The organism is Variovorax sp. GW531-E2 (assembly GCF_059423125.1).
In genome coordinates, this window is sequence record NZ_JBWKXQ010000008.1 from 116642 (window position 1) to 129324 (window position 12683).

Here is a 12683-nt window from a genome sequence, read left to right on the forward strand (position 1 = left end):
TCAGCGCCCGATCGCGAACACGGCGGGCAGGCGCTCGTCGGTCGTGGCCTGCGGCTTGGCGGCGCGCCAGGCTTTCACCGTCTCGCTGCGCACCTGTGCGGTGGCGAGCGTCAGGCCGCGCGCGACGGCGAGGCGGGTGTTGTGCTGCAACGTCTGCACCAGCGCCTGCAGCAGGGCGGCGTTGCGGTACGGCGTTTCGATGAAGAGCTGCGTCTGGCCGGTCTTGAGTGCGAGCGCCTCGAGCTCGCGGATGCGCGCCTGGCGTTCGCCGCCGTCCTGCGGCAGGTAGCCGACGAAGGCGAAGTTCTGTCCGTTCAGGCCGCTTGCTGCGAGGGCCAGCAGCAAAGACACCGGTCCGGTGAGCGGCACGACGGTGATGCCCAGGTCGTGCGCGGCGCGCGCCACCGACGAGCCAGGATCGGCCACGGCGGGCATGCCGGCTTCGCTCAGCAGGCCGACGTCGTGGCCTTCGAGTGCGGCGGCCAGCAGCGGGCGGGCGTCGAACTGGCCGGCGTGGTCGCCTTTCTTGTGCACCTCGCGCGGCAGTTCCTGGATGTTCTGCGCCTGCAGCGGCGCGGCCAGCGGCACGACGGCGTCGATGCGCTTCAGGTAGGCGCGGGCCGACTTGGCGTTCTCGCAGATCCAGTGCGTGATGCCTGCGGCGGCCTGCAGCGTGCCCAGCGGCAGGGCGTCCTGCAGCGGGGCCTGGAGGTCGCAGCCGAAATCGAGCGGCGCGGGGACGAGGTAGAGCTTGCCTGGGGTGGTCACAGCAGGTCGACCCCCGCGGCGCGCAGCATCCGGCAGGTGCGGATCAGGGGCAGGCCGACCAGCGCGGTCGGGTCGTCGCTGTCGATGGCGTCGAGCAGCGCGATGCCGAAGCCCTCGCTCTTGGCGCTGCCGGCGCAGTCGTAGGGCTGTTCGGCTAATAGATAGCGCTCGATGGCGGCGTCGGAAAGGTCGCGGAACACCACGCGCACGGGAGCGATGTCGCGCTGGACGAAGCCCGTCGCATGGCAGACGACGGCGACGGCGGTCTGAAAGATCAGCGTCTGGCCGCGCATGCGGCGCAGCTGGGCGGTGGCCCGTGCGTGGTCGCCGGGCTTGCCGAGCGCTTCGCCCGCCAGGTCGGCGACCTGGTCGGAGCCGATCACCACCGCCTCGGGAAAGCGTGCGGCCACGGCGTTGGCCTTTTCCAGCGCCAGGCGCTCGGCCAGCGCGCGGGGCGTTTCGCCGTCGAGCGGGGTTTCGTCGACTTCGGGGGCGTGCACCTCGAAGGGCAGATGGAGGCGGCTGAGCAGTTCGCGGCGGTAGCGCGAGGTCGAGGCAAGGATCACGGTGCGTTGCATGCAGCGATTGTGCGTGAGCGACCGGACCCGACCGGCTCGGCGGGTTGCTCGCCTGGGAGGCCGGCCGGCGCGCTAGACTGGGGCGGATGAAGAGAGAATTTGCCCCCGAAAGGCTCAATGTGCCCGCGTTCACCGCGGCGGCTGCCAAGCTGGATGGTGCCGATCCGGTCCCGGGTTTCGCACGCCTGGTCGCCGAACTGGCGACGCCGGCCACCGACGCCGTGGTCCGCTGGGAAGCGACCGGCGAAGAGCGCCCCGGCGCCGACGGTAAGGCGACACCCTGGCTGCACTTGGATGTCGAAACCACCGTGCCCCTGGTCTGCCAGCGCTGCCTGTCGCCCGTCGACACCGAACTGTTCGTGGACCGCTGGTTCCGCTTCGTGGCCGACGAGGCCACGGCCGAGGCGGAAGACGAGGAATCCGACGAAGACTTGCTGGTCGTCAGCCGCGATTTCGACCTGCGCGGGCTGATCGAGGACGAGCTGCTGATGGAAATCCCCGTCATGCCGGTCCACGACGTGTGCCCGACGCCGGTCCGCCTGTCCTCCAGCGACGACGATTTCCAGGCGGCCGAAGAGGCCAAGCCGAACCCCTTTGCCGTGCTCGGTGCGTTGCGTCCGCGCAAGCCCGAAGAGGGCAAGTAGCCCTTTCTCTCTGGCTGGGCTATAATCATGGGCTTCGCGCGCGCCGCCGTGAGCAGCAATGCATACAAGGCAAAGGCAGAACGTGGCATTCCATGCATGCCGCCGGAGCTTTCACCTCATTGCCACCGCTTGAGCCCGCATCCAGTCACCCACCTAACCGTCCAGGAGCCATCATGGCCGTCCAGCAAAACAAGAAGTCGCCTTCCAAGCGCGGCATGCACCGTTCCCACAACGCCCTGGGCGTGCCCGGCATCGCTGTCGAGCCCACCACTGGCGAAACGCACCTGCGCCACCACATCAGCCCGAACGGTTTCTACCGCGGCCGTCAGGTGCTCAAGAACAAGTCCGAAGCCTGATCTCGAATCCCAAGGCCAAGGCCCGAAGCTACTTTTGCTGTAGCGTCGGGCCTTTGTTTTGATGGCTGCGCCTTTTTCTCCCGAACTCACTGCTGCGCCCGCCGCAATCACGCTCGCCGTGGATTGCATGGGGGGTGATCATGGGCCGCGTGTCACGCTCGCGGCCTGCCGCGCGTTTCTCGAGCGGCACAGCGAAGCCTCGTTGCTGCTCGTCGGTGCACCGGCCGCATTGGCGGGGTTTGCCGACCATCCGCGCGCCCGCATCGTGCCGGCCAGCGAAGTGGTCGGCATGGACGATCCCATCGAAATCGCCCTGCGCAAGAAGAAGGACTCTTCGATGCGCGTCGCGATCCAGCAAGTCAAGGATGGTGCGGCGCAAGCGGCCATATCTGCCGGCAACACGGGCGCATTGATGGCGATCGCACGCTATCTTCTCAAGACGCTCGATGGCATCGACCGTCCGGCCATCGCGCCGCAGCTGCCCAATGTGAAGGGCGGGGCGACCACCGTGCTCGATCTCGGTGCGAACGTCGATTGCGACGCCGAAGACCTGCTCCAGTTCGCCGTGCTGGGCTCGGCGCTCGTTTCGGCATTGACCGGCAACGAATCGCCTTCGGTCGGCTTGCTCAATATTGGCGAAGAAGCCATCAAGGGCAGCGAAACCATCAAGAAGGCCAGCCAACTGCTGCGTGCAGCTGCCAACTCCAAGGATCTGAACTTCTACGGCAACGTCGAAGGGAACGACATTTTCAAGGGCACGACCGACATCGTCGTGTGCGACGGATTTGTCGGCAACGTGGCGCTGAAGGCCAGCGAAGGCGTCGCGTCGATGATCGGCGAGTTCATTCGCGTCGAGTTCTCGCGAAACATTCTCACGAAACTGGCGGCTATTGTTGCTTACCCGGTTCTAAAAGCGTTCAAAGGTCGCCTGGATCACCGTCGCTACAACGGCGCGGCCCTGCTCGGCCTGCGCGGGCTGGTGTTCAAGAGCCATGGCTCGGCCGACGAAGTGGCTTTCGGCCATGCGTTGGATCGCGCTTATGATGCCGCTCGCAACAACCTGCTCGATCGCGTGCGGGCCCGCATCGCCCACGCCGCGCCTTTGCTCGCGCGGCAGGAGTCGGCGGCGCCGGCCGACGCGACAGCCCTTCACGCTTGATGACCCCTTTTTCGCGCATTACCGGCACCGGCAGCTACCTGCCCCCCCGCCGCGTCACCAATGACGATCTTGCCAAGGATCTGGCGACACGCGGCATTGAAACTTCCGATCAGTGGATCGTCGAGCGCACCGGCATTCACGCGCGCCACTTCGCGGCGCCCGATGTCAGCAGCAGCGATCTCGGCCTCGAAGCCGCGAAGCATGCGCTGGAAGCCGCCGGCCGCAAGGCGAGCGACGTCGACCTGATCATCGTCGCGACCTCGACGCCCGACATGGTGTTCCCGTCGTCGGCCGCGATCCTTCAGCACAAGCTCGGCATCGCCGGCTGCCCGGCCTTCGACGTCCAGGCGGTCTGCAGCGGTTTCGTCTACGCGCTGACGGTGGCCGACGCGATGATCCGCACGGGCACCGCGCGCTGCGCGCTGGTGATCGGCGCCGAAGTGTTCTCCCGCATCCTCGACTTCAACGACCGCACCACCTGCGTGCTGTTCGGCGACGGCGCGGGCGCGGTGGTGCTCGAGGCCTCCGACGAGCCCGGCATCCTGGCCAGCGACCTGCATGCCGACGGCAAGCACGTCGGCATCCTGTGCGTGCCGGGCCATGTGTCGGGCGGCAACGTGCTCGGCACGCCGCTGCTGCACATGGACGGCCAGGCCGTCTTCAAGCTGGCGGTCCGCGTGCTCGAAGACGCCGCGCGCGCCACGCTCGCCAAGGCGGGCAAGACCGAGGCCGACATCGACTGGCTGATCCCGCACCAGGCCAACATCCGCATCATGGAAGGCACGGCCAAGAAGCTGAAGCTGCCGCGCGAGAAGCTGGTCGTCACGGTGCACGAGCACGGCAACACCTCGGCCGCCTCGATCCCGCTGGCGCTCGACGAAGCCGTGCGCTCGGGCAAGGTGAAGAAGGGTGAGACCCTCATGCTGGAAGGCGTGGGCGGCGGCTTCACCTGGGGCGCGGTGCTATTGAATCTGTAGTGCGTCGCGGCGCCCCGAAGCGGGCGTCGGCGCGGTGACGAAGAAACAACAATGAAATCCTTTGCTTTTGTCTTTCCGGGTCAGGGCTCGCAGGCGGTCGGCATGCTCGACGCCTGGGGCGATCACCCGGCCGTGGTCGAGACCTTGCGTGAAGCCTCCGAAGCGCTGGGCGAAGACATCGGTGCACTGATCAAGAACGGTCCCAAGGAAGAGCTTGCGCTCACCACCAATACACAGCCTGTGATGCTGGTGGCTGGCGTGGCCGCCTGGCGTGCCTGGCTGGCCGAAGGCGGCGCCACGCCGTCCGTCGTCGCCGGCCATTCGCTGGGCGAGTATTCGGCGCTGGTGGCCTCGGGCGTGCTCACGCTCTCGCAGGCCGCACCGCTGGTGCGTTTCCGTGCGCAGGCCATGCAGCAGGCGGTACCGGTCGGTGTCGGCGCGATGGCGGCGATCCTCGGCATGGCGTCCGACAAGGTGGTCGCCGGCTGCGCCGAAGCCACCGCCGCGTTCGGCCCCGGCAGCGCCGAAGTGGTCGAGGCCGTGAACTTTAACGATCCGATGCAGACCGTGATCGCCGGCAGCAAGGCCGCGGTCGACAAGGCCTGCGAGCTGCTGAAGGCCAACGGCGCCAAGCGCGCATTGCCGCTGCCGGTGTCGGCGCCGTTCCATTCGAGCCTGATGAGGCCCGCGGCCGAAGCCCTGCGCGAGAAGCTCGCGAGCGTGGCGCTGGCCGCGCCGCAGATTCCGGTGCTCAACAACATCGACGTGGCCGTCGAGACCGATGCCGGCCGCATCCGCGATGCCCTGGTGCGCCAGGCTGCCGGTCCGGTGCGCTGGGTCGAGAGCGTTCAGGCCTTGAAACTGCGCGGTGCAACCGCCATCATCGAGTGCGGTCCCGGCAAGGTGCTGGCCGGCATGGTGAAGCGCATCGCCCCCGAACTGGAAGCCGCGTCGGTGTACGACCCGGCCACCCTCGCGGACGTCCGACAATCGCTCGCCGGCTGAACGCCGCCAGGCCCCGATACTTTTTCTCTTTTATGAGCACTCCCAAATTCGAAGGCCAGGTCGCCCTGGTCACCGGCGCAACGCGCGGCATCGGCGCTGCCATTGCGCTCGAACTCGCGCAGCGCGGCCTCAAGGTCGTGGGCACCGGCACCACCGACGACGGCGCTGCCAAGATCACCCAGGCGCTGAGCGCGTTCGACGGCCGCGGCCGTGCGCTCGACGTGAACGACGGCGCTGCTGTCGAAGCCCTGATCGACGAGATCGTGCAGGCTTACGGCGCGATCCATGTGCTGGTCAACAACGCCGGCATCACGCGCGACACGCTCGCCATGCGCATGAAGGACGACGACTGGGATGCGGTGCTCGACACCAACCTCAAGGCCGTCTTCCGTCTCTCGCGCGCGGTGATCCGCCCGATGATGAAGCAGCGCTATGGCCGCATCATCAGCATCACGAGCGTGGTGGGCGCGTCCGGCAATGCCGGCCAGGCCAACTACGCGGCCGCCAAGGCCGGCGTGTCGGGCATGACCCGTGCGCTGGCCCGCGAACTCGGCAGCCGCAACATCACGGTCAACTGTGTCGCGCCGGGCTTCATCGAAACCGACATGACGGCCAGCCTGCCGGAAGCCCAGCAACAGGCGCTGCTCTCGCAGATCCCGCTGGGCCACCTGGGCAAGCCGGCCGACATCGCGCATGCGGTGGCCTACCTCGCATCGCCGCAGGCCTCGTACGTGACGGGGCAGGAACTGCACGTCAACGGCGGCATGCACATGTAGCCGAAAGGCGCAATCTTTTTCCGTACCGGAGCGCGGGGCAAATGCCACGGGCCGCCCGGCTAAAATCCACCAGTTACCTACAACCCTTAGAGGGAATCAAATGAGCGATATCGAAGCACGTGTCAAGAAAATCATCGCCGAGCAACTCGGCGTGGAAGAGTCCCAAGTGACGAACGAAAAGGCTTTCGTGGCCGACCTCGGCGCTGACTCGCTCGACACGGTCGAACTCGTGATGGCACTCGAAGACGAGTTCGGCATCGAGATCCCGGACGAAGACGCAGAGAAGATCACGACGGTGCAGAACGCCGTCGACTACGCCACCAAGAATCAAAAGGCCTGATCGGCCAGCTGACACTGCAACGACGGCCGGCGGCTCTTTTTTCAACCGCCCGCGCCGCTCGGCAGCTGTCCAGCGCTTCCAGAAAGGTTTGCCGGCATGACCAAACGCCGCGTCGTCGTGACCGGACTCGGTTGCATCGCTCCTGTCGGAAACACCGCAACCGAATCCTGGACCAACCTGTTGGCCGGGAAGTCGGGCATTGCGAACATCACCGCGTTCGATGCAAGCGCCTTCGCCTGCAAGTTCGCCGGTGAGGTCAAGGGTTTCGACATCACCCAATACATCTCGGAGAAAGAAGCGCGTCACATGGACCGCTTCATTCATCTGGGACTCGCCGCCGCCATCCAGGCGGTGCAGGACAGCGGACTGCCGACCGGCGACGCGCTGTCCTATGAAAAGGCCGTGCGCATCGGCTGCAACATAGGCTCGGGCATCGGCGGTCTGCCGATGATCGAACAGACGCACGGCGAGTACGCGAGCCGCGGCCCGCGCCGCATTTCGCCGTTCTTCGTGCCGGCGTCGATCATCAACATGATCTCGGGCCACGTCTCGATCAAGTACGGCTTCAAGGGCCCGAACATCGCAGTGGTTACCGCCTGCACCACCGGCCTGCATGCCATCGGCACGTCGGCACGCATGATCGAGTACGGCGATGCCGACGTCATGATCGCGGGCGGCGCCGAATCGACCATCTCTCCGCTCGGCATCGGTGGCTTCACCGCGCCTCGCGCATTGAGCACCCGCAACGACGATCCCGCCACGGCCTCGCGCCCGTGGGACAAGGACCGCGACGGCTTCGTGCTGGGCGAGGGCGCCGGCGTGCTGGTGCTCGAAGAGTACGAACACGCCAAGGCGCGTGGCGCGAAGATCTATGCCGAGGTCTCCGGCTTCGGCATGACCGGCGACGCGTACCACATGACCGCGCCCGACGTCGACGGCCCGCGCCGTTCGATGGCGATGGCATTGGCCAATGCGGGTGTCAACGCCGACGAGGTCCAGTACCTGAACGCGCACGGCACCTCGACGCTGATTGGTGACCTCAACGAGACCAACGCGGTCAAGCTGGCGTTCGGCGATCACGCGAAGAAGCTCGTCGTCAATTCGACCAAGTCCATGACCGGCCACCTGCTGGGCGGCGCGGGCGGCATCGAATCGGTGTTCACGGTGCTCGCGCTGCATCACCAGAAGAGCCCGCCGACGATCAACATCGTCAACCAGGATCCGGAGTGCGATCTCGACTACTGCGCCAACGAGGCGCGCGATCTGAAGATCGATGTCGCGGTCAAGAACAACTTCGGCTTCGGCGGCACCAACGGCACGCTGGTGTTCAAGCGCGCTTGAGCGTCGCTCTCCCATGCACAGCGCACCGTCGGTGACCTATCCGGTGGGGCGCACCCGCGGCGCGACCCGGATTCTTCTGGCCCTTTGGACTCTGGGCGTCTGCTGCGCGGGCGCGGCCTGCTATCTGTTCGATAGCAATGGCTGGCGCCAGTTGTTGCTGCTTCTCAGCGTCGTCTTTTCCGGTGTCGCGGCAGGTTTCGGCCTGCGGCGCGACGGGGTGGCGACGCTGCATTTCGATGGATCGCATTGGTCGCTGACCGGTGCCGATCCGACGCGCGGCGTGCTCGCCGCGCGCGCCGTGGTGGCGCTCGATTTCCAGTCGCTGCTGCTGGTCCGCCTGGCCGAACCCGGCCGCGCGGCCCGCTGGGTCTGGCTCGAGCAGCGGGCCATGCCCGAGCGCTGGCGCGACGTGCGCCGCGCGGTCTATGCGCGGCCCCCGGCGGCCGAGCCGGCCGGCGATCCCTGGCGCGCGACCGCTCCGGCCGATGCGCCCTGACCCGTTTCGATGACCACTTCCCTGCCTCCCGTGCCTCCGGAGTCCGCGCTGCCCGATGAGGCGGCGCAGGCGCCGCGCCCGGGTGAGGTCGATTTCCAGCTGGTGCAGCGCACCGTCGCCGGCGACCAGAAGGCGTTCGAGCTGCTGGTCATCAAGTACCAGCGCCGCATCGAACGCTTGATCGGACGCATGGTGCGCGACGTCGACCTGATCGAGGACATCGCCCAGGAAACCTTCATTCGCGCCTATCGTGCGCTGCACCAGTTCCGCGGCGAGGCGCAGTTCTACACCTGGCTGTACCGGATCGCCGTGAACACCGCCAAGAAGGCGCTGGTGGACATGAAGCGCGATCCGACCGTCTCCGAAAGCGCACTGCGTTCGTCCTCGGACGACGAAGATGAAACTTACCGTCCTGGAAACGAACCAACCAGCGATGAAACCCCCGAATCGGTCATGGCGGCGAATGAAATCGCCAGTGCCGTCGAGGCTGCCATGGAAGCGCTCCCGACCGAGCTGCGCCAGGCGGTCACGCTGCGCGAGATCGAGGGGATGAGTTACGAAGAGATTGCCGAGGTCATGGATTGCCCGATCGGCACGGTGCGCTCGCGTATTTTCCGGGCGCGCGAGGCCATTTCGGCCAGGGTCAAGCCGCTGCTGGACAACCAGTCCGGCAAGCGTTGGTAGATCAGCAGGTGAATGACATGAATCAGACGATGACGGTTCGGGAACAGGTGTCCGCACTGGCGGACGGCCATTTGCAGGGCGAGGCGTTCGCGCGTGCGATCGAATCCGTCTGCGCGGAGGACGACTCGCGCGACGCCTGGCATGCGTACCACGTGGTGGGCGACGTGCTGCGCTCGTCGGCGCATTCGCGCTGCAGCGACACCTCGGCCTTCCTGGCGCGTTTCCAGCAGCGGCTGGCGCAGGAGCCGGTCGTGATCGCTCCGCCTGCGGCCGTGGCGCCGCTGGCCGCCGTGCCGGCCGCGATGCCCGTGCGGCAACGCGCCGAAGCGGCCAACGAGCCGGTGTTCCGCTGGAAGCTGGTGGCCGGCGCCGCGTCGTTGATGGCCGTGGCGGCCATCAGCTGGACGCTGGTCGGCAACGGTGCCGCGGTGCCGAACGGCGGTGCCCAACTGGCCGCGGTGCAGCCGCCCGTGGCGAACTCGGTGCTGGCGGCCGCGGCCGGTGGCAGCGAGCTGCCGGGCAACGGTGCCCTGACGCCGACCCGCGTGCTGGTCGGCAGCGGCAATCCGCAGGTCATGCTGCGCGATCCGCGCCTCGACCAGCTGCTCGAAGCCCACCAGCAGGCCGGTGGTGCATCGCAAATGCCGTCCGGTTTCCTGCGCAACGCCACCTTCGAGGGCCCCACGCGCTGATTGCGCGACCGTCGCCGCCTGCAATGACCGTTGTTCACATGCCGATTTCCGCACGCACCCTGGTGCTCGCGTTTGCTGTTCTTTGCCTGGGGCAGATGGCCACCGCGCAGACCCGCTACGGTGCGGCGAACACGAAGAGCGTGCCCTCGGCGCAGACCGACGAACCGCCGGCCATGGGCGTGACCGAGTGGCTGCAGCGCATGCATGCGGGCGCACGGCAGCGCAGCTACGTGGGCACCTTCGTGGTGTCGGCGCCAGGTGGCGATCTGTCGAGCGCGCGCATCTGGCATGTGCGCGACGGCGATCACCAGCTGGAGCGCATCGAAGCGCTGTCGGGCCCGCCGCGCTCGACCTTCCGGCGCAACCGCAACGTGATGACCTTCCTGCCTGAGGCGAAGGTCGTGAAGGTCGAGAAGCGCGAGAACCTCGACCTTTTCCCCAACCTGCCCGACAAGCCCGATTCGTCGGTGGGCGACTACTACGACGTGCGCGCCATCGGCAAGGACCGCGTCGCGGGCTTCGACGCCGACGTGGTGCAGCTGGTGCCGCGCGACGGCCTGCGCTTCGGCTATCGCATCTGGAGCGAGCGGCGCTCCGGCCTCGTGGTGAAGCTCCAGACCGTCGACAGCGACACCCGCGTGGTCGAGCAGTCGGCGTTCTCCGAACTGCAGCTCGATGCGCCCGTAAAGGCGCAGGCGCTGGCGCAGATGATGGCCAACACGAACGGCTACCGCATCGAGAAGCTCGAACTCGAGCGCAGCACCGCGCAGGACGAAGGCTGGATGCTGCGCACACCCGTGGCCGGATTCAAGCCCCGAAGCTTCTTCCGGCGCCCCGCGCTGCCCGCCGGCGACGGCAAGCCGCCCAAGCCCGAGGCGACCACCGTCCAGTGGACCTTCTCCGATGGCCTGGCGACGGTCTCGCTCTTCATCGAACGCTACGATCCCACGCGCACGCCGGGCGACGGCGTGCTGACCATCGGCGCCACCAACGCGATCCGCCGGCGACTGCCCGCACCGGCCAGCGACTGGTGGCTGACCGCGGTCGGCGAGGTGCCGCAGCAGACGCTCAATGCCTTTGCCCAGAGCCTCGCGCGCACGCGCTGACGGGCGATAGGCTGACGCCGTGCAGGCGTTCGGGCTGAACCAAGCCGGCGCCGGGTACTCATAGCCTCTGTCGTTATTTGCAGCTCTGTTCTTTTGGAAAGACAACCGATGATGTTCAAAGTCGAGGGACACAAGCTTCGTTCCGGTCTGCTGGCCTTTGCGCTGGCGCTGACGGCCGGCGCCACTTTCCTGCCGGTCGAGTCGGTGCATGCGCAGACGCGCACGCTGCCCGACTTCACCGACCTGGTCGACCAGGTCGGTCCGTCTGTGGTCAACATCCGCACCGTCGAGAAGGTCGCGCAGCGCGGTGGCGGCAACGGCGAGATGGACGAGGAGATGCAGGAGTTCTTCCGCCGCTTCTTCGGCCAGCCGCTGCCAGGCACGCCGCGCCAGGGGCCGCGCCCGAACCGTCCGCAGCAGGAAGAAGAGCGTCCGCGCGGCGTGGGCTCGGGCTTCATCCTGACGGGCGACGGCTACGTCATGACCAACGCACACGTGGTGGAAGACGCCTCCGAGGTGCTGGTCACGCTGCCCGACAAGCGCGAGTTCAAGGCCAAGATCATCGGTGCCGACAAGCGCACCGACGTGGCCGTGGTGAAGATCGAAGCCACGGGCCTGCCCGCGGTGAAGGTGGGCGACATCTCCAAGCTGCGCGTCGGCGAGTGGGTGATGGCGATCGGTTCGCCCTTCGGCCTGGAGAACACCGTCACGGCCGGCATCGTGAGCGCCAAGCAGCGCGACACGGGTGAGTACCTGCCGTTCATCCAGACTGACGTGGCCATCAACCCCGGCAACTCGGGCGGCCCGCTGATCAACATGCGCGGCGAAGTGGTGGGTATCAACAGCCAGATCTATTCGCGTTCGGGCGGCTTCATGGGCATCTCGTTCTCGATCCCGATCGACGAGGCCATCCGCGTGAGCGAGCAGCTGCGCACCTCGGGGCGCGTGTCGCGCGGGCGCATCGGCGTGCAGATCGACCAGGTCACCAAGGACGTGGCCGAGGCCATCGGCCTGGGCAAGGCGCAGGGCGCGCTGGTGCGCGGCGTCGAAGCCGGTTCGCCAGGCGAGAAAGCCGGCGTGGAGCCGGGCGACGTCATCACCAAGTTCGACGGCAAGGCGATCGAAAAGCCGAGCGACCTGCCGCGCCTCGTGGGCAACACCAAGCCAGGCACCAAGAGCACGCTGACCGTGTTCCGCCGCGGCAGCTCGCGCGACCTCAGCGTGACCATCGCCGAGATCGAGCCCGACAAGCCCGCCAAGCGCGCGACCGACCGCGACGAGCCGGCTGCGAAGCCGTCTGCTTCCGCGGCTCTCAAGTCGCTCGGCCTCGCGGTCAGCGACCTCAGCGATGCGCAGAAGAAGGAGTTCAAGCTGAAGGGCGGCGTGAAGGTCGATGCCGCCAACGACGCCGCGGCGCGGGCCGGCCTGCGCGAGGGTGACGTCATCCTGGCGGTGGGCAATCTCGAGGTGGCGAATGCCCGCGAATTCGAGGCGGCGGTCGCCAAGGCGGACAAGGCCAAGTCGCTGAGCGTGCTCTACCGCCGAGGCGACTGGGCGCAGTACGCCTTGATCCGACCCGCACGCTGATACGGCGGCGGCGTCAAGTGGCCCCACCCGGCAGTCGGGTTTGGGGCCATTTTTTCGAGGTGTTTACGACGCTTCGGCGCCGGCCTCTAAAAAAATCCGAGGCCTCGAAAACGCCAAGATTTGTTTGCGATCACTAACTTATAAAAGGGCTAAGGACGAATTTCGGTAGAATAG

At 67.2% G+C, this 12683-nt stretch carries 15 protein-coding genes; 13 read left to right on the plus strand and 2 right to left on the minus strand.

Going from position 1 to position 12683, the window contains the following annotated elements; all coding sequences use genetic code 11:
• Together AC07XP_RS07940 and AC07XP_RS07945 are read right to left on the minus strand one after the other, a co-directional pair.
• Entirely contained in the window at window positions 1–768 is a 768-nt protein-coding gene (locus AC07XP_RS07940) for an SAM-dependent methyltransferase (protein WP_369646081.1), read from the minus strand.
• Window positions 765–1346, minus strand: a complete 582-nt coding sequence (locus AC07XP_RS07945) for a Maf family protein (protein WP_495264309.1) — start codon at window positions 1344–1346, stop codon at window positions 765–767. Before AC07XP_RS07945 ends, AC07XP_RS07940 begins: the two co-directional genes overlap by 4 nt.
• A gap of 86 nt (window positions 1347–1432) precedes the next feature.
• Here AC07XP_RS07945 and AC07XP_RS07950 point away from each other — a divergent pair, with 86 nt between their 5' ends.
• The 13 genes from AC07XP_RS07950 (at window position 1433) to AC07XP_RS08010 (ending at window position 12509) form a co-directional block, all read left to right on the plus strand.
• The gene (locus AC07XP_RS07950) at window positions 1433–1990 is read left to right on the plus strand and encodes a YceD family protein (protein ID WP_495264310.1); all 558 of its coding nucleotides are present in this window, start codon (window positions 1433–1435) and stop codon (window positions 1988–1990) included.
• Window positions 1991–2163: 173 nt separating this feature from the next.
• Window positions 2164–2346, plus strand: a complete 183-nt coding sequence (rpmF, locus tag AC07XP_RS07955) for a 50S ribosomal protein L32 (protein ID WP_057592299.1) — start codon at window positions 2164–2166, stop codon at window positions 2344–2346.
• Between the two features lie 61 nt (window positions 2347–2407).
• Entirely contained in the window at window positions 2408–3505 is a 1098-nt protein-coding gene (gene plsX / locus AC07XP_RS07960; protein WP_139702424.1) for a phosphate acyltransferase PlsX, read from the plus strand.
• Entirely contained in the window at window positions 3505–4482 is a 978-nt protein-coding gene (locus AC07XP_RS07965) for a beta-ketoacyl-ACP synthase III (RefSeq protein ID WP_070062242.1), read from the plus strand. Before plsX ends, AC07XP_RS07965 begins: the two co-directional genes overlap by 1 nt.
• Window positions 4483–4533: 51 nt before the next feature.
• Window positions 4534–5487: an ACP S-malonyltransferase gene (gene fabD, locus AC07XP_RS07970; protein WP_495264311.1), complete on the plus strand. Its 954-nt coding sequence runs from the start codon at window positions 4534–4536 to the stop codon at window positions 5485–5487.
• 32 nt (window positions 5488–5519) lie between these two features.
• On the plus strand, window positions 5520–6263 hold the full coding sequence (fabG, locus tag AC07XP_RS07975; RefSeq protein ID WP_062475549.1) for a 3-oxoacyl-ACP reductase FabG: 744 nt from the start codon (window positions 5520–5522) through the stop codon (window positions 6261–6263).
• Between the two features lie 100 nt (window positions 6264–6363).
• Window positions 6364–6603, plus strand: a complete 240-nt coding sequence (gene acpP, locus AC07XP_RS07980; RefSeq protein ID WP_007830471.1) for an acyl carrier protein — start codon at window positions 6364–6366, stop codon at window positions 6601–6603.
• A gap of 96 nt (window positions 6604–6699) precedes the next feature.
• Window positions 6700–7944, plus strand: coding sequence for a beta-ketoacyl-ACP synthase II (fabF, locus tag AC07XP_RS07985; protein WP_495264312.1), 1245 nt, complete (start codon window positions 6700–6702; stop codon window positions 7942–7944).
• A gap of 13 nt (window positions 7945–7957) precedes the next feature.
• The gene (locus AC07XP_RS07990; protein ID WP_159275631.1) at window positions 7958–8440 is read left to right on the plus strand and encodes a hypothetical protein; all 483 of its coding nucleotides are present in this window, start codon (window positions 7958–7960) and stop codon (window positions 8438–8440) included.
• A 9-nt stretch (window positions 8441–8449) separates the two neighbouring features.
• Complete coding sequence (gene rpoE, locus AC07XP_RS07995) at window positions 8450–9124, plus strand: RNA polymerase sigma factor RpoE (RefSeq protein WP_235926394.1); 675 nt, start codon at window positions 8450–8452, stop codon at window positions 9122–9124.
• A 17-nt stretch (window positions 9125–9141) separates the two neighbouring features.
• A complete protein-coding gene (locus AC07XP_RS08000) occupies window positions 9142–9816 on the plus strand; it encodes a sigma-E factor negative regulatory protein (RefSeq protein ID WP_390341914.1) in 675 nt (224 codons plus the stop codon).
• A 38-nt stretch (window positions 9817–9854) separates the two neighbouring features.
• Window positions 9855–10922 (plus strand): MucB/RseB C-terminal domain-containing protein, encoded by a 1068-nt coding sequence (locus AC07XP_RS08005; RefSeq protein WP_240531181.1) that lies wholly within the window; start codon window positions 9855–9857, stop codon window positions 10920–10922.
• 108 nt (window positions 10923–11030) lie between these two features.
• The gene (locus AC07XP_RS08010; protein WP_390341916.1) at window positions 11031–12509 is read left to right on the plus strand and encodes a DegQ family serine endoprotease; all 1479 of its coding nucleotides are present in this window, start codon (window positions 11031–11033) and stop codon (window positions 12507–12509) included.
• Window positions 12510–12683: the final 174 nt, after the last annotated feature.